The sequence below is a fragment of the Microbulbifer maximicatervae (SeqCode) genome, from assembly GCF_052467325.1.
The window spans coordinates 4922475-4938717 of the sequence record NZ_CP174310.1; the positions used below are offsets into that span (position 1 = coordinate 4922475).

The window sequence follows — 16243 nt, forward strand, 5'->3', positions numbered from 1 at the left end:
ATTTAGCTTGTTTTATCTTTAAACCAAAATTCAATTTCATCTGTTTCGACTTCAAAAGTCGCGGAGTGCTCTACATTTGCCGGTACGTGGTACCACTGTCCAATGCCAATCCGTTGGGTGTCACCATTCATGGTGAGTATTAGTTCCCCCTTTGTGATAACGCCATGATTATCTGTGTCATGTGAATGGGGTGGAATGGACGTTCCAGCTGGATATGATGCGAAAAGAACATCACTGTTTTCTGCCTTAAGCTTGTAAGCATCAAAGCGACCATCGTAGGGAGGTAATTCCTTAATTTTGCTTGGGTAACTGCCTGGCATCTCTGCTTCCTTTTTGAGTGCTCATGTGTTTAGGGACGGTTTTGTGTAACTTCTTGCCTGTTCAATAAAATTTTTGGCTGTGGATTAAATTTAGCAAGTCCAAATAGCTCTGGTCTATATGTTGCGTAAATAGACTAAGATACAAATGAAATAGTTCCAATTATTGTTGCGATCTTTGTGAGAGCCTTTGTTTGGTAGTGTTTCTTGATTGTTCCTCTTATCCAAGGGAGAAAAGGATAGAGGTTTAGTTGTATATTCTGTAATTATGCTGAATACAGAAATTTCAAATAGTATTATTGTGATTAACTCCAGTTACATTAAGTTTGTAGTGGTCTAATCCTTCCGGACACTTCGTTAAGATGGTAAAACTACCTAGCGAGGTGAAGTATGACAACAAAAGGTACACGCCGGAAATTCAAGCCGGAGTTCAAGAAAGACGCCGTAGCTCTTGTCTCAGAACAAGGGTATTCGATTTCCAAGGCCGCAGAGGCTGTAGGAACCACTGCTAACAATCTGCGACGCTGGATAAAGGAGCTGGAGCAGGAAGAGAGCGGAGTAAGGTTGGATTCGGGCGAACGAGCTGAACTGGATCAACTGCGACGTGAAGTAAAGCAATTGCGGATGGAGAAGGAAATCCTAAAAAAGGCCAGCGCCTTCTTTGCGAAAGAAATGAAATAAAGTACGAATTTATTAAAAAGCAGCAAGGTAGCTTTCCAGTTAGAGTGCTCTGCCGAGTAATGCAAGTAAATAAGAGCAGCTATTACGAATGGTGTCGTCGTAGTGATAGCCCAATAGATGGCCAGATTTGGCAGCTATGCCATCGATTGAAGGCCTTATTTGCAGAATCTCGTGAGAGTCTCGGAAGCCGTCGGTTAATGAAGCTGTTGCGCAAAGAAGGCTTTGAAATTGGGCGTTATCGAGTCCGCAAACTCATGAAAAAGCTCGGCTTGGTAGTAAAACAGAAGAAGCGATTTACACTAACCACAAATAGCAAGCACCAACTGCCAGTTGCTGAGAATCTTCTAAATAGGGATTTCTCACCGAGTGCTAAAAATCAAGTTTGGACTACGGATATTACCTATATCTGGACTTTGCAGGGTTGGTTATACCTAGCAGTGGTAATTGATCTTTATTCACGCCGGATTGTTGGCTGGCACTTAGACCGCCAGATGGAGACGGCCCTGGCAAGTCGTGCACTGGTTATGGCTATCAATTTGCGCACCCCAACAAAAGGTCTGCTGCATCACTCTGATCGAGGTAGCCAGTATGCCAGCCATAGCTACCAAGCGCTACTAAAGCAGCATGGAATGGTGTGCTCAATGAGCCGCAAGGGAAATTGTTGGGACAATGCACCTACTGAGCGTTTTTTTAGTAGCCTGAAGCGGGAATGGTTAACAGGAAACCTCTATCCGACAAGGGAGGGTGCGATAACAGACGTGAGGGCCTATATTGCGTATTACAATTCACGCAGGATACATACAACACTGGGGGACGTAACCCCTATCGAATTTGAAAAATGTGCTTAGGAAAGTGTCCGGTTGGAGTTGACCACAACAGTTGGAGATATACCATCCCTCTTATTCTTAAATTCAGTGAGTGGAATTAACTTAAAGCTTTCACTTAAGGTCTGTATCTTTCCAATCCTGTCACAACGAAATACCCGCATATCCTCACGGAGCTTATCCCAGGCGAGGATGTACCATACGGGATAACTAAGAAAGAGGTAGTGGGGTTCAATAGTTCGTAGTGTTTCTTTTCCGCTTTCGTCACAGTAGGTGATCTTTATACGTTGAAGCATTAAGAAAGCCTGGTGGAGCTTCTCGACAGTTTTACGCTTTGGAGTTAAGAAATTTGAGAGCACAACCTCAGAAGCCGATTTTCCGATGATGATACGTGCCTTTATACCATTCACTTTACTTTTCATGGACGATGAAAAGGAAGCCATTACCTTGTGGCGGATGCTACTTAGGTGTGCCATAAAGAGGGGGGACTTCATCTGTTCAGCAATAGCCAAACTAATCATCAGGTCAACAGCCTCCGTATAGTTTAAGTTGACACGACCAACGCCCCAGCGCTGGTCCAAACGGATTCCACCACCGCGCCCCACATCCGTTTCAATCGGCAAGCCTCGACTTCTCAACACCTCTATATCTCGATTCAGCGTCCGAATGCTAACGCCCACTTCCTTGGCAATTTCACCAATCGTGATGGGTTCGTCCGACTTTAATCGGGCGGTGATAACTTCAAGTCTATCTATTCGTGAGAGGGTAGATGTGCGCATAGTTATCAAAATATGCCATATAGTGTCATATTTATCCATATCCTATACCTCGTTCGATGATTTTGAATGATTACAAATTGATTGGAGGTTTTGGGTATATGGCGAAGGCAACTATTGGACGGTGTATTTTAGGTATCTTAGCGCTATTCTTTGTGGGGACTGGATTGGTTCTTATGATCAGTCCATCTGTCATGCTGACCCACACATTTATCGAACCTATTGATTCTGTGAGTGGGCTATCGAGTATTCGCTCTCTTTGGGGTGGGACAACAATCGCAATTTGGGCAATGGTTCTTCTTGGAGCGATAAGATCTAACGTGGACTATATTATGGTTGGATTTATTGCATTGATGTTGGTTCTGGTTGGCCGATTAGTAGGCTATTTTATTGATGGATCTTATCCAGAACTTATCCCTACAGTGGTCCCAACAATTGTGGCTACTGTCATTATGATAATTGCTTGCAAGCTCATGGAACATACTACGGATGCTTAAATGTCGTTATAAGTGCAATCTAACCAAATTAAAGATAACAAGTTCTAGTTTGCTTAATTTGCAATCTATTTTGGATAGGGGTACTTAAAAAACAAATTTTCATATTGAAGTGATTTGCATTGTAGGAAATACTGAGATGGGCAGGCAGAATATCTTAATAGGTATTCTGCCTGCCCCTATTTTACCTAATGTAATCGAGATAGATATTGAGCAAAAGGGTAGTGTAGAATAAGTTGTATTTTACATGTATGTTCAAAACAAAACGGTTACCCAGGTAGTGATTGGTTAATTTAAAGAATAAATTATCTGGTTAGTATTTTATTTTTGACGCTGAAGGAATAGTAATGTCAAAAGATCCAAAGCTTATTGCTGAGCAGCTTAGAAAACCATCTGGTACATTGGCCTCAGAAACCGCGCAACAAATGAACAAAGCGAATGAAGCAACGAATCTTGCCGCTTTAACAGCTCTCAATGTGGTAGATGGTGATTCTGTTCTAGAAATTGGTCCGGGCAATGGCAAATTTGCAGTTGACGTAATTCGTAAGGGATCTTGTGTCCGCTATACCGGTATTGATTGGTCGAGCGATATGGTTGCAACCGCAAAGGGTCTAAATTTTGAATATATAGAGTCGGGGCAAATGGAATTTTTAGTTGGAAGCTCAGAAAGCCTGCCGTTTGCCGATAAACAGTTCGATAAGGTTCTAGCCGTACACACAATATATTTTTGGGACACCCTAAAAACTCATCTTGCAGAGATCTCCAGAGTACTAGCATCTAAAGGAAAGTTATGCCTGGCTTTTGGCGATAAATCTTTTATGCAAAATCTACCATTCACTCGATATGGATTCAGACTGTTTGATGAGGGTGATATTTGTACCCAATTGTCTGATGCTGGGTTTAAAGTTGTATCCCGCGGGAAGCATAGTGAGTATGGAGAAAGTAATACAGGGCAGCTTGTGGAGAAGAAAATTAATATAATTGTGTGTGAGCTGAATCCATAAGCAATTGCTAATCTTGCGAAAAAGTTTCTTTCCAAAGAACACTTTTTATTTTGACTGATTAAATAGAAGTTCTGGATTGAATTAAATCCCTATCTTCTAGTAATTACTCCCCTATCTAGCGTATGTGGCTGCATATACTCAGTCATTTGTCAGAGATTACAAAACTGCGGAAGCAAACGGTTCAGGTAGCGCTAGCGTATGTTAGAGCTACAATGATCAAGATATAGTTACATCAATACTAGAAAGCTCCATCTCACTCACCGGGTATCCCTTTATGCCTATGAATCTTGCGCAGAAACTTATCCAAAGCCACCTTGTGAGTGGATCAATGGAGCCTGGCAGCCCAATAGAGATAAAGATCGATCAGACGCTAGCTCAGGATGGGACGGGAACACTTATCATGTTGGAGCTTGAGGCACTTGGTTTGTCTCAAATCAAGACCGAGCTTTCAGCACAATATGTAGACCATAACCTGTTACAGACGGATTTTAAAAACGCCGACGATCATATATTCCTGCAAAGTGCCTGTCGTAAATTTGGAATTTGGTTTTCGCGGCCCGGTAATGGTGTCAGCCATCCAGTACAGATGGCTTGTTTCGATGTGCCCGGTAAGACATTACTTGGCGCCGATAGCCATACTTGTGCAGCGGGTTCTATGGGGATGCTGGCGATTGGTGCCGGTGGCTTACAGGTAGCAATGGCCATCGCTGGGGTCCCCTTTGCACTGAAAATGCCAAAAATACTCGGTGTGAAGCTCGAAGGTGAGCTGCCGCCATGGATTAGCGCTAAGAACATCATTCTGGAAATGTTGCGTCGGCAGTCTGTTAAGGGCTGTGTTAACAAGATTGTTGAATATTACGGCCCCGGCCTGGATAAATTGACAGCGATGGATCGCCATGTGATCGCCAATATGGGACAGGAAATGGGCGCTACCACCAGCGTCTTTCCTGCCGATGAAGCAGTAAGGGCTTTCCTAAAGCAGCAGCATCGTGAAAACGACTTTGTCGAAATGACGGCCGATGAAGGCGCGGGTTATGACGAAGAAGATACTATTGATTTATCAAACCTCGAGCCGTTAATTGCTTGTCCATCAAGCCCAGACAAAGTCGTGACAGTCCGTGAAGTGGAGGGCCGTCCTATCTATCAGAGCTATATTGGATCTTCTGCCAACCCAGGGTTGAGAGACTTTGCGATACCCGCACGCGTGGTTTCAGGTCGCAGAATAGCCGATGACGTTTCCTTTGACATCAACCCAACCTCACGTCAGTTGCTCGAAGAGCTTAGTCGGAGTGGAGATCTGACAAAATTGCTACAAGCGGGAGCTCGCTTGCATCAAACTGGGTGCGGTGGCTGTATCGGCATGGGGCAGGCCCCCGCCAGTGGTGGTATCAGCTTGCGTACGGTCCCACGTAACTTCCGTGGCCGCTCAGGCACCGCAGACGACCAAGTCTATTTATGCAGCCCCGAAGTGGCCACTGCCAGTGCGTTAAGAGGGGTGATCACTGACCCTCGTGACCTGGATATGGACTACCCTAGCTTCCATGAGCCGGAATATCTACCTGATATACGTCCGTTACTGCAGCCGCCTCAAGAAATCCCAGTAGCAGTTGAGTTGATCAAAGGGCCAAATATCAAGCCCCTTCCTGATTTTGAAAAACTACCGGAAGTTTTAACTGGCCCATTATTGCTGAAAGCAGGGGACAATGTTTCCACTGATGAAATATTACCTGCTGGAGCAGAAATCTTACCGCTACGCTCAAATATCCCTGCCATCAGCCGTTATACATTCTCACGAATCGATGAATCGTTTTATGATCGGGCAGTGAATCTCAATGGAGACTGTTTTGTTGTCGGTGGTGAGAATTATGGACAAGGCTCCAGCCGTGAGCATGCGGCAGTATCTTCACGCTTTCTTGGGGTAAGGTGCATAATTGCAAAAAGTATGGCCCGTATACACCGGCGTAATCTTATTAACTTTGGTGTACTGCCATTGCTATTTGAAGAATTTGATGATTACGATCGGCTTGAGCAGGGTGTAGCTCTTGAAATGGACAATCCAATTGCACAGATAAAGTTAAGCAGTTCAATTAAATTGATAATTAAATCATCTGGAGAGTGTATTAACTTGCGGAGTGATTTGGCTAAGGACGAAATTGAAGTACTTGAAGCCGGAGGTATGATTAACCAGGTTCGAGAAAAATACCTAAGCTCTGATAAGTAGTATGACTTTCTATGTCTGTAATTTGATAAAGCCAGCGCTGGTCCCGATCAGTAGCATTACTGATACCTATGGCTCCCTTGGTTGTTGACTAATATAGTAGCTATTTCTTCCAGCTCTTTATCAAAATACTCTGCATTCCTCTCTCCCGCTTTTTTTAACTTCTTCAGGTTTTCTGGTGTCGAATTGTCCATAGCTGAATCAGCAGTGTAAAGCTTCGGTTGTATCCGGTAGTAATTTGAATTCTCTACGGTAGAAGAAATTTGCTTCATATAGTAATGAACCATTTGCGCGCTTCCATTTACGGCGATATCAATGGCGGGCCTTGCCCAATTGAGTATCCCCCAATCTTTAACCTCCTTGTATTTGTATCCTGAAAGTTGCCTGCCAGTACCCAGAGATACAATAACCATATCCTTCATCCCAGAGACCCCGCTGAATTTTATGGCTTCGGAGTAGGCGCATAAAGCAGGATCACTGGCTACCATGCCGCCATCAATTAAGACATATTTATTGTTGGATGGGGGGAGTGAAAAGATGCGTGCTGGCTCAAAATAGGTTGGTACTGCGGTGCTTCCCAGTAGAAGGTCTTTAACCAGAAAGTCTTCATTCTTTACTATGGCACAATGTTGCCTAAAAATGATTTGTTCCCGCTTTTTGATATCATAGGAAACAAAGCAGCAGGGCTTTAATAGATTACTAAGTTTAATTTTCCCAAAGAATTGCGATAAAACCCTGTCCAACTCCATGGAACAGTACTTTTCCTCCTTCAATAACTTTAACTTTTCTAGAAAAGGCCATGAGCCTGAGCCAAATACCTTCTCGCCTTCCTTAAGGTAGAGGCTGACAGCATCCTGGGCAGAAAATTTTGGTTTTCCATTCTTGTTAGGACAGATATATGCGGCGCCCAATATTGCGCCGGTACTTGTTCCCGCTATCAAGTCGAAATATTCGCCTATTTTGGCATCTGGATTACCTGACTTCATCTTTAGCTTGTGTTCAAGAGATACCAATATCTGACCAGGTAAGATCCCTCGGATTCCCCCGCCATCAATAGATAGGATTCTGATAGCCATAATTCACTCTTCTTGGTTTTATTAAGTGTACATCGACTTAGAAACAATAGCAGTTAACTGACTATTTAATCTCTGTGCGTTGGTTGTCTATGTGGAAGCTTAAAAAGAAATTGATGTCATTGGGCTGTTATGTGTTTGGGTTGGCATGGGGATAAGGATTTATATGGAGTCTAGAGTGCCTTGAAAGTTATGTGTGTAACTTAATATGAATATCATTTGGTGCAGTAATATTTTAAAGGTTTTTCTCCGGGCGTTGCATTTCGGGACGTTTTATCAGGTGGCGGCAATGTAGAATAATGTTAAAGCGATTGCAGGTCGAGTAACAGGTAAGTCTATGTGGTGAATGGGCTTGTGGTCTGTATGAGTCTGCTACTTGTACTTATTGATTTTATGTTTGGGGGTATAGTTAGTTTGATTTTCTGGCACTGATAGTTTTTCCGATAGGCTGAAATTAATATTCCCTGATTTTCATTGCTGTTGATGTTTGAGTGCCGGTTTTTTCTTAATTGAGCCCCATTGTTTGATTTTGGTTTTTATTTAATGTGTTAGTTTTATCCTGAATTATTTTGTTATGTGCTTTCTGAGGTGTTTTCATGTTCAGGTTAGATCAATTAAGTGGTCTCTTTGGTTTCTTAACAGCTGAAGCTGATGAGGGGGCGAAGCCTTTCAGGGAACATTTTTAATATATGAGCCTCACATATTTTTACTGAGACACTGCCGTAATTCAGAGCTCTTGTACCTCCGTAATTGTTAAAGTAGTAATCTGGTTTCAATAGGTGTGAATTTGCTTGCGGCATTAATTAATGCTCCAGCTGTTAGTTCCGGAACGCCATACACTTCAATATTCTTGCCTCTATTCACTCTTAGAGTATGAGCTAGAATGTCAAAATCGCCATCTCCTGAAACTAAAATTACAGTATCCACGAAGCTTGAATACTCTATGGCATCTATAGTTATCCCTACATCCCAATCTCCTTTGGCAGATCCATCTGACCTTTGTGTGAAGGGCTTTAATTTCACTTCAAAGCCGATAGATCTCAATATATTTTGAAACTCCTGCTGTTTCTTATCGCCTCGTTCGATGGCGTAGGCTATAGCCTTTACTACTTTTCTATTTTTCGTTATTTCCTGCCAAAACTTATTGTAATCAAAGTTTCTTTTATATATTTGTCTGCATGTATAATAAACATTTTGCACATCAACAAATATAGCAAGCTTTTCCATCTGACAATCCAGTGCGTTGTGATATCTAACACACAAAGTAATGATGTGATATATCAGTGCTTTGAGTGGTCTTTTCAGGAAGATATTTTTGCATATTTGAGTAACAAATGTTAGTTAAAGTTGCGGGTTGGCTCAATTTGTATGCTGCTTTTGATGATGATATGAATTCATATCCTGGCTTAATGGTGAGTAAATACTTCGCAAGATGATGTTGTGTGGAGTAGAGATCGGGAGTTTTATGCAGGCTTTTAGATGAAAGTTGATGAGATTAAAGAGAATTACTAGTGCCAATGTTTACTCTAATTGGAAGGAGTTTCCCCTGCTGAGGAGAGGGGGCGTGAAAATTGAGTTGGATTTGAAGGTTTTAAACTTGAATTTTCGCCCTGAGGAAGTGTGTTGCTCGAAAATAAAATTTGTTCTTGGTTAGGCATAAGTTAAATAGGACTCTTTTGGTAGAAGATATTTGATATTCATTCTTGTGATCGCCTGTGAGGTTGGGTAGTCAATAAGTTTTGAATTTATTTGGTGGTTTTTAAGTGCGCTGAGTTTATATTTTGATGGTAAATGTTGGCTTTAGCATTCTTGAGGACTATTTCAGTTGTAACTATTTGGGGGCGATTTCTAATTTTTGTTTTTAATCTTAAATACTCGTGTTGAACATTGCGCCGCATTAAAGAGTTTGATGTCATTATCCTCAATTTAAGAATTACTTCTATTGACAAGGGTTTACCTGAGCGTGGAAAGTTGGCGGGCTCTTATTGGGAGTTCCATTTAATAATAAAATTAAGGCTCAGGTTATGAGGAAGACTATTTCCAGTGTTTCGATAAAAGCTGCGTTATCATTGTGCATGTTTGCATCATCAACTATTGGTTTCGCTCAAAGTGTTTCTTCTGTTGAGGCTGCTAGTAATAGTGGCGGACTAAAGCGTTGTGGAACAGATCACCCTTCCATTCAGGAAGCTGCATTAAAAGAACAGCATTTTTCTACTTTGCGTAGTGGACTAAGTGAAAAAAGTGTGGCGCATACCTTGCGTCCGGTAGGTTCTGTTGAGGTTGATGTGTATTTTCATGTAATTACTGACAGAAGTAATAATGGGGCGCTATCAAATAGTGAAATCAATGCACAAATGAATGTGCTGAATGATGCTTACGCAAATACTCCATTTACCTTTAACTTGGTTTCAACAACTGTTACTGCAAACAACTCTTGGTATAACGTTGGGTACAACTCTTCAGCTGAGCAGGCTATGAAATCCTCATTACGGGTTGGCGATGCTGGGGATTTGAATATTTATGTGGCTGAACTTGGTGATGGTTTACTTGGCTGGGCTACATTTCCAAGTAGCTATTCCTCTGATCCTCTGGATGATGGTGTTGTGATTTTAACCGGTTCTGTACCCGGAGGTGATGCTGCGCCTTATAACGAAGGGGATACCCTGACTCATGAAGTGGGGCACTGGTTAGGTCTATACCATACGTTCCAGGGAGGATGTTTTGGACAGGGGGACTATGTTTCAGATACGCCTGCGGAGAGATCGGCTGCATATGGTTGTCCGGTAGGGCGAGATACCTGTACCAGGGGAAGAAATGCAGATGGGGAAGATCCAGTAACTAACTTTATGGATTATACCGACGATAGTTGTATGTACGAGTTTACTGAAGGCCAGGCCACACGAGCGGATGAGCAAAGTGTGACTTATCGTGGCCTGTAATAGTTAAGGGGGGCTTCCCCCCTTTTTTAATATGAATAGAAAACACTATATATGTCTAATACTGAGCTTGATTGCTTTGAATAATCGGGACTTATTGGCTCAAAGACTTGCCGTTCCAAACTACGTGACCTGTGATCGAAACCAGTTAACATCCTGGCAGGGGCAGATCACCAAAATTGAGCGAGAGCAAGAAGGGGTTAAGGTATGGATTGCTACTGATGATGGAACGAATGAGGTTCTCAATCTAACTATGCCAGGTTGGAAAGAAGTTCTTGGGCAATTTCGTCTCCGGGATAAATCCTTTCACGCCAGTGATTGGGAAAGCCTCTTTGATACTAATGGGCAGTTAAAAATCGGTGTAAGGGCAGTCATTTGGTTGTGTAATACTGAAGGCGTAAGTCCAGTTATCAATTGGCAGCCACCATCAAATTAAAAAATTATTAATGCCGGAGAAGAAAATTTCCGGATCTTATAGTTAAGGAGGGTATCTATACTCTTAATTTCAAAAATGCAACGGAGTGATTTTATTCGTGATATAGAGGGAAAAAAAGAGAATAATGAATGTGCCCACGATCCATAGGGTAGAATGTACTATCGATAGAGAATGCATTTGCATCCGATCTGATTTTTCTTGGAAGGAATCATACATATGCGGCGTTGAATTTTGGGCACATTCATGGGAGCAGTGACCAAGGTTGGGCGCGGCTCTATCTTTGCCTGGAAGGGTCATACACCCATGTTTCAGGTGATTTTTTACCAGCCAATAGTTAATAGGGTAGGCAAAAATTCCACCAACAATGGTCGCCAAACTCATACGAAACCAGAAGGTAGCGTTTGTTGGGGCCTCAGAATTTGGCCATATAGAAGTCAAAATCACCATAGCGGGTATCATTCCAGTCATAACCATATTCATCGATACAGTTTCTGCAAAGAAAGTTTTACTTACTGCTTTTAAGTAGTTTCCCTGATACATGCTTCGCATCATCATTGCCTGGAAAATGAACAAGCCACAAATAAAGCCAGCCAAGTACTCAATTATCGAGTCCCATCCATTGGTGAGACCCAGTGTGGGTACAATGGACGCTGCAATAAGTATTCCTGTTGCGTCACCTGCAAGGCAGTGCATCTCGCTATTTACACTTTGCTTCCATGTTGGCCTGGTGAATTGATCATGGCTCCCTGGAAAGGGTCGGCGACAGGTGAGTAGGTAGAAGATTAAACCGATGATACCGGTATACAGAATCACTAATATCCAAGCTAGGCGCTGAACCCAACTGGTTGGCGCGTTAGTGATTGAGTCCCAAATAACAAAAGCTATGCTGAGGCCCATAAGAATAAACCAAACAAGCATTGCTCCGGCTAACATATCGGCTACCCATGACTGAGGGAAAGGGGTCAAAGTTTGTATATAAAATAATTATATCCTCTGAGCAATTATGTAGGCATGTAATTCTGGTGATTGATCGTACTCCAGATGTCTACAAATACAGTCAGATGAAATAAGGAGTTGTATAAATTTATTTGTGCCTAACGTAGAGTAATATAATCTTGGTCCCATCGCATCATTCGTATGATAGCCCTCTTTATCTGTTCCGCCAAAGGAGAATATTAGGACGCCTTCTTTGTTTAAGTAAGACACTAGATTCCTTATTGTTTCCTCTTGTTTTTCAATCGGGATATGCCAGATGCTATCCCATGCACTTATAAAGTCATATTTTTTTGTTGCTTTCCATTCACATATATCCTCAAGATAGAAGTGAACATTAGGGTGCTTATCTCTGGCGATCTCTATCATTTTCTCAGAGACATCAATCCCCTCGGTAGCAAATCCTTCAGTTTGTAGAAGCTCGATATGCCTTCCTGTGCAGCCGCACCCTACATCTAATGCTGCGCCTCTATTTTTTGCAAAGCCAAGTGCTCGCTTATACTGGCTAATACCGTTATTTCTATTGAACTCTTTACGTTCCCATAGATGTGTGATGCTATCATATGCTATCCCGGTCTGTTTCGGTTCCATAATTGTAAATTGCGTTTATGAGTTTATTTAATGATTGCTGCACGCTTTTTATTTTGTAGGGTCGCTAGAGTTTGATTTATTTGAAGCGAATACTTCAGCACCTATAACTATAACGGTTACCAAGAAGGTAATACATCAATGGTTGCCTCACTAGAGCGCCGTGAATGGCTGAAAGTATTGCTGAAAAAATTACAATTCTACATGGAATTTCGTATTTAAATAGTTGGCCCTGTGTCAGGATATATAGAATTGTTGCAGCTACGCTATACATCGATTGATGTCAATAGAGCTATATACTTCTATTTTGGTATCCCCTGGTCGAGAAATCCAGAATCAACACCAAACCAAAAGCTTCCATCCATATTGTTAAAATACATATATCTTATATTTCCACCACTTGGAACTGGGGTCTTGCTTGTGAATTTCTCTTTTTCTGTGTTAAAGGCAAAAATGATATTTGGAATCGTTCCAGTATCAGCGACCCAGAGCCGGTTATTGTTGTCCAGTGCTGTTCCATAGGGGCGTGGACTCTTACTGGGTAGTTTCCACTCTTTAAACTCCTTGGTCGTCGGAGTATAGCGACCCAAGTAGCCTTCTGGATAATCTACGTACCAAATATTGCCGGTAGGATCGATTTCCAGTCTGCGAGGGCGAGCACTTGGGCGTGGCAGGTTAACCTCATTTATGGTCATGGTTTTTGCGTCTACGTGAGCTAACTTATTGGTGCCGAATAGAGCTACCCAGGGGTTTCCCTGGGCATCAATCTTAATACCATAGGGGCGGGCATTAGCGGTTGTTGGGGTGGCACTTAGAACTTTGCCACTCTGTATATTTAGCAGGCCTATGCGGTTACTTTGCTGGGCTGTGAACCAGATATTTCCCTCTCGACTGAAGACTAACGTATGTGGGTCTTTGATACCTTCAGGCATTGGATACTGTTTAATTTCCCCATTATTGGTGTCTAATCGCCCTATATGCGCATTGCGATTACCTGCATACCAAACAATATCGTTTGAATCCACAATCAGGTTATGAGGGTGAGTACCTTCAGGTATTTCATACTGCTTAAATTCTTCAGAGGTGGGTGTAAACTTCCCGATGTAGTTACCCGCTTGTCCACAGAACCAGACATTCCCTTTACTGTCCACATGCGGGTCTCTGGGGAGCCCCTCCCAGGGCACCTTCCATTCGTTTAATTTAAGTTTGTCAGGTAAGTTATCTTCTTGAGCAACGGCGTTCGCCGATAGGAAGGGGAGTGCGGTAAATAGCATGACTAAAGTAAGATGATAAATTCGCCAGAAATGAATACGCATTTTTCCCTCCAAGAGTTATCTATGTCGGTAATCAGTCATGCTGTGGAGTAAGGTGCCTAGATATGCAGCAGTTAAAGCATAGGTGAGTTTTGGTTAGAGTTGTCTGACTCTAGTCATTATATATAGTGAGCTAAGCTTCCTCATCTCATTAAAAATACATGGTTAGCGGGAATTAATACATAAATAGATTGCTTGCTACTTTGCCAATTGGTACTTCTTGTTCACCAGTTTTACTGGCGGTTGAGAAAACTGTTGGTAGGTGTTACCACTATTTAATGGCTTAATTAGTATTTGATTTCATGAACTGCAATATTTTCGATGAAAAACTCATTCCTCAGCGCTATTTTTATAATTTTACAGTTGGATATTGAGGGCGTATATTGCGGGCCTTAGCTATAGGAGGTCATTTATGCTACAACGTCTTCGCCGGCCTGAAATTCTTTTGCTTATTCTGGCAGCTTCGATGCCGCTCTCATTTGCTGTTTGGAATACGCTACTTAATAACTTTGTCATTGAAAAGGCAGCATTTACCGGTGCAGATATTGGTCTGTTGCAAAGTGTACGTGAGATACCTGGCTTTTTAGCCTTCCTAGTAGTCTTTGTTTTACTTTTTGTCAGGGAGCAGCGGCTGGCGATAATCGCCCTGGTAGCAACTGGCCTTGGAGTGATCCTAACGGGACTGTATCCGTCATTGACCGGGTTATTACTCACTACACTTTTAATGTCTACGGGATTTCATTTTTATGAGACCTTGCAGACTTCCCTGGCGCTCCAGTGGTTTCCCAAACAAACAGCAGCAGTTTGGATGGGACGTATGGCTGCCGCAGGTTCCTTTGCTGCACTTCTGGCTTATGGTTTGGTGTGGGGTTTAATGAACTTCGCAGGTTTGGATTATTCTTGGGTTTATCTAATTGGTGGTGGCGCGACCATTGTCATTGCTTTAGGTGCCTGGGTCCTTTTCCCGCAGTTTGCTCAGCCCCATAGCCAGCATAAGAAGCTTATTCTGCGAAAACGCTATTGGCTCTATTATGCGCTCACGATGATGAGTGGGGCTCGCAGGCAAATCTTTATAGTATTCGCTGGTTTTTTGATGGTGGAAAAATTTGGATATAGTGTGGGGGAGGTTGCTGCTCTCTATACGGTGAACCACCTACTTAATTTATATATTGCGCCAAAGATCGGACAGCTTATAGTTCGGTTTGGAGAGCGTCGTATTCTCACTTTGGAATATGTAGGATTGATAATGATATTCGCCGGCTATGCGTTGGTAGAAAGTGCTGTGATAGCGGCGGCACTATATATTATTGACCATTTATTCTTTTCTATGGCAATTGCGATTAAAACCTACTTCCAGAAGATAGTTGACGAGCGGGATATCGCGGCTTCGGCTGGAGTCAGCTTTACTATTAATCATATTGCCGCAGTAGTTATCCCTGTAGTATTTGGCTTGCTCTGGCTTGTCTCTCCGCCAATGGTATTCTTTGCGGGGTCTTTAATGGCCTTAATTTCTCTTGGGTTGGCACAGCTGGTTCCAGAGCAGCCGTTGCCCGGTAATGAGGTTAGGGTTGGGCAGTACTCCGGGGCTACCTAGAAAGAGTTGAAATGGAGCTTTAGTTCCATTATCCTTGGCGGCAACTTAAACAAGACAATTTACTATGAAATACGCGCAAGAACTTCTTTCTATATGTTGCTGCCAGGCAACCCGCGTGCTTCTGTAAATGTATTCGGAAGCGCTTCCGCTTCCGTAGTGTCTTAAAAACCCGGAGCGTAAGCGCCGGGTTTTTTTATGGCCAGGTGGCAGAGAGGAAATGCGACGGTCTGCAACACCGTTTTTCACCGGTTCGAATCCGGTCCTGGCCTCCACTCTATTTATTATGTCGAACTATAGTAAATGCTCGGCAGTTTTATTTGTTTTATAGCTGTACGTATTCTTTATCTTTATCTCCTTTTGTTTGTATGTCTAGCGGGGTTTAGCTTGGATTTTCCCTGGCTGTTCTCCCAAGGACAAGGACATGCAGCTTTTAGGTCGACCCAAAAAGCCAATAGCGGTCTGGGTTATCCGGACAGACAGTGGGGCCGCATTCCGCGAAAGTTATAAGGGTATTTATAGCGGTAATGGAAAGAGCGGCAACTATGGCTATTTTGCTAAGCGCACCCTGAGAACGGAAGCCGCTAAATACGGGGTTTTCATATTGTTTGCCAAATGCACTGATAATCGCAATACCGATAATTATCATGTAGAAGATAAAGAGTGCCCAGGTGTAATAGTGATACCCCATTAGTGGATTGCCGTAGCCTGGTGTTCCGGGAATAACGTGCAGGCTGACTTGACGTAGGGCGGTGGCTGCACCAAATAGTGCTGACAGCGTGGCCAGGCTGTAGTGCATCGGGCGGCTTCCGTAGAGTAAATTTAATGTCAGGCCAAACAAGACTCCCGTGAGCCCAATTCTTTGAAGTAGGCAGAGTGGGCAGGGCATTTCCCCATCCACCAATTGAAAGTATGCAGCGATGCCGAGTACGCCACATATGATAATTATGCCTATTGCATTCAGGTCTCGAAGTGCTCTCTCCATACTCCCTATCCCAT

The 16243-nt window shown here is 42.7% G+C and carries 15 protein-coding genes and 1 tRNA gene; 8 read left to right on the forward strand and 8 right to left on the reverse strand.

Annotation, left to right across the window (positions count from 1 at the left end; all coding sequences use genetic code 11):
* Positions 1-2: 2 nt before the first annotated feature.
* Positions 3-320 (reverse strand): cupin domain-containing protein, encoded by a 318-nt coding sequence (locus ACJJIE_RS21875; RefSeq protein WP_282933961.1) that lies wholly within the window; start codon positions 318-320, stop codon positions 3-5.
* Between the two features lie 387 nt (positions 321-707).
* Here ACJJIE_RS21875 and ACJJIE_RS21880 point away from each other — a divergent pair.
* A protein-coding gene (locus ACJJIE_RS21880) for an IS3 family transposase (protein WP_282932108.1) occupies positions 708-1846 on the forward strand; the annotation gives its coding sequence in 2 pieces (ribosomal slippage) (positions 708-957 and positions 957-1846; 1140 coding nt in all).
* Here the strand turns inward: ACJJIE_RS21880 and ACJJIE_RS21885 are convergent.
* The gene (locus ACJJIE_RS21885; protein ID WP_444892975.1) at positions 1843-2640 is read right to left on the reverse strand and encodes a helix-turn-helix transcriptional regulator; all 798 of its coding nucleotides are present in this window, start codon (positions 2638-2640) and stop codon (positions 1843-1845) included. The genes ACJJIE_RS21880 and ACJJIE_RS21885 overlap by 4 nt on opposite strands.
* Before the next feature lie 59 nt (positions 2641-2699).
* Between ACJJIE_RS21885 and ACJJIE_RS21890 the strand changes: the two genes are divergently transcribed.
* From ACJJIE_RS21890 to ACJJIE_RS21900, 3 genes are all read left to right on the forward strand, one after another.
* Positions 2700-3095: a DUF4345 family protein gene (locus tag ACJJIE_RS21890; protein WP_282933959.1), complete on the forward strand. Its 396-nt coding sequence runs from the start codon at positions 2700-2702 to the stop codon at positions 3093-3095.
* Between the two features lie 344 nt (positions 3096-3439).
* A complete protein-coding gene (locus ACJJIE_RS21895; protein ID WP_444892976.1) occupies positions 3440-4096 on the forward strand; it encodes a class I SAM-dependent methyltransferase in 657 nt (218 codons plus the stop codon).
* 274 nt (positions 4097-4370) lie between these two features.
* Entirely contained in the window at positions 4371-6317 is a 1947-nt protein-coding gene (locus tag ACJJIE_RS21900; protein ID WP_444892977.1) for an aconitate hydratase, read from the forward strand.
* 56 nt (positions 6318-6373) lie between these two features.
* Here the strand turns inward: ACJJIE_RS21900 and ACJJIE_RS21905 are convergent, their stop codons facing one another.
* Together ACJJIE_RS21905 and ACJJIE_RS21910 are read right to left on the reverse strand one after the other, a co-directional pair.
* Positions 6374-7390, reverse strand: a complete 1017-nt coding sequence (locus tag ACJJIE_RS21905; protein WP_444892978.1) for a patatin-like phospholipase family protein — start codon at positions 7388-7390, stop codon at positions 6374-6376.
* 750 nt (positions 7391-8140) lie between these two features.
* Complete coding sequence (locus ACJJIE_RS21910; RefSeq protein WP_444892979.1) at positions 8141-8614, reverse strand: LabA-like NYN domain-containing protein; 474 nt, start codon at positions 8612-8614, stop codon at positions 8141-8143.
* Between the two features lie 797 nt (positions 8615-9411).
* Here ACJJIE_RS21910 and ACJJIE_RS21915 point away from each other — a divergent pair.
* Both ACJJIE_RS21915 and ACJJIE_RS21920 read left to right on the forward strand, forming a co-directional pair.
* A complete protein-coding gene (locus tag ACJJIE_RS21915; protein WP_444892980.1) occupies positions 9412-10326 on the forward strand; it encodes a zinc metalloprotease in 915 nt (304 codons plus the stop codon).
* A gap of 76 nt (positions 10327-10402) precedes the next feature.
* The gene (locus ACJJIE_RS21920) at positions 10403-10759 is read left to right on the forward strand and encodes a hypothetical protein (protein WP_444892981.1); all 357 of its coding nucleotides are present in this window, start codon (positions 10403-10405) and stop codon (positions 10757-10759) included.
* A gap of 69 nt (positions 10760-10828) precedes the next feature.
* On the opposite strand, the gene ACJJIE_RS21925 is transcribed toward ACJJIE_RS21920, so the two are convergent.
* From ACJJIE_RS21925 to ACJJIE_RS21935, 3 genes are all read right to left on the reverse strand, one after another.
* On the reverse strand, positions 10829-11692 hold the full coding sequence (locus ACJJIE_RS21925; RefSeq protein WP_444892982.1) for a DUF4396 domain-containing protein: 864 nt from the start codon (positions 11690-11692) through the stop codon (positions 10829-10831).
* 51 nt (positions 11693-11743) lie between these two features.
* Entirely contained in the window at positions 11744-12343 is a 600-nt protein-coding gene (locus ACJJIE_RS21930; RefSeq protein ID WP_282933951.1) for a class I SAM-dependent methyltransferase, read from the reverse strand.
* A gap of 299 nt (positions 12344-12642) precedes the next feature.
* The gene (locus tag ACJJIE_RS21935) at positions 12643-13656 is read right to left on the reverse strand and encodes a Vgb family protein (RefSeq protein ID WP_444892983.1); all 1014 of its coding nucleotides are present in this window, start codon (positions 13654-13656) and stop codon (positions 12643-12645) included.
* Positions 13657-14065: 409 nt separating this feature from the next.
* Here ACJJIE_RS21935 and ACJJIE_RS21940 point away from each other — a divergent pair, with 409 nt between their 5' ends.
* Positions 14066-15247, forward strand: coding sequence for an MFS transporter (locus tag ACJJIE_RS21940; protein WP_282933949.1), 1182 nt, complete (start codon positions 14066-14068; stop codon positions 15245-15247).
* Positions 15248-15444: 197 nt separating this feature from the next.
* A tRNA-Cys gene (locus ACJJIE_RS21945) sits at positions 15445-15519 on the forward strand.
* A gap of 158 nt (positions 15520-15677) precedes the next feature.
* On the opposite strand, the gene ACJJIE_RS21950 is transcribed toward ACJJIE_RS21945, so the two are convergent.
* Positions 15678-16229, reverse strand: a complete 552-nt coding sequence (locus ACJJIE_RS21950; protein WP_282933948.1) for a disulfide bond formation protein B — start codon at positions 16227-16229, stop codon at positions 15678-15680.
* Positions 16230-16243 lie beyond the last annotated feature (14 nt).

Excerpts from the sequence above, each read along its gene's own strand:
- ACJJIE_RS21940 (WP_282933949.1), top strand. The coding sequence starts at position 14,066 with ATGCTACAACGTCTTCGCCGGCCTGAAATTCTTTTGCTTATTCTGGCA.
- ACJJIE_RS21915 (WP_444892980.1), top strand. The coding sequence starts at position 9,412 with ATGAGGAAGACTATTTCCAGTGTTTCGATAAAAGCTGCGTTATCATTG.
- ACJJIE_RS21885 (WP_444892975.1), bottom strand. The coding sequence starts at position 2,640 with ATGGATAAATATGACACTATATGGCATATTTTGATAACTATGCGCACA.
- ACJJIE_RS21890 (WP_282933959.1), top strand. The coding sequence starts at position 2,700 with ATGGCGAAGGCAACTATTGGACGGTGTATTTTAGGTATCTTAGCGCTA.
- ACJJIE_RS21895 (WP_444892976.1), top strand. The coding sequence starts at position 3,440 with ATGTCAAAAGATCCAAAGCTTATTGCTGAGCAGCTTAGAAAACCATCT.
- ACJJIE_RS21900 (WP_444892977.1), top strand. The coding sequence starts at position 4,371 with ATGCCTATGAATCTTGCGCAGAAACTTATCCAAAGCCACCTTGTGAGT.
- ACJJIE_RS21930 (WP_282933951.1), bottom strand. The coding sequence starts at position 12,343 with ATGGAACCGAAACAGACCGGGATAGCATATGATAGCATCACACATCTA.
- ACJJIE_RS21875 (WP_282933961.1), bottom strand. The coding sequence starts at position 320 with ATGCCAGGCAGTTACCCAAGCAAAATTAAGGAATTACCTCCCTACGAT.
- ACJJIE_RS21910 (WP_444892979.1), bottom strand. The coding sequence starts at position 8,614 with ATGGAAAAGCTTGCTATATTTGTTGATGTGCAAAATGTTTATTATACA.
- ACJJIE_RS21950 (WP_282933948.1), bottom strand. The coding sequence starts at position 16,229 with ATGGAGAGAGCACTTCGAGACCTGAATGCAATAGGCATAATTATCATA.
- ACJJIE_RS21925 (WP_444892982.1), bottom strand. The coding sequence starts at position 11,692 with ATGTTAGCCGGAGCAATGCTTGTTTGGTTTATTCTTATGGGCCTCAGC.
- ACJJIE_RS21905 (WP_444892978.1), bottom strand. The coding sequence starts at position 7,390 with ATGGCTATCAGAATCCTATCTATTGATGGCGGGGGAATCCGAGGGATC.
- ACJJIE_RS21935 (WP_444892983.1), bottom strand. The coding sequence starts at position 13,656 with ATGCGTATTCATTTCTGGCGAATTTATCATCTTACTTTAGTCATGCTA.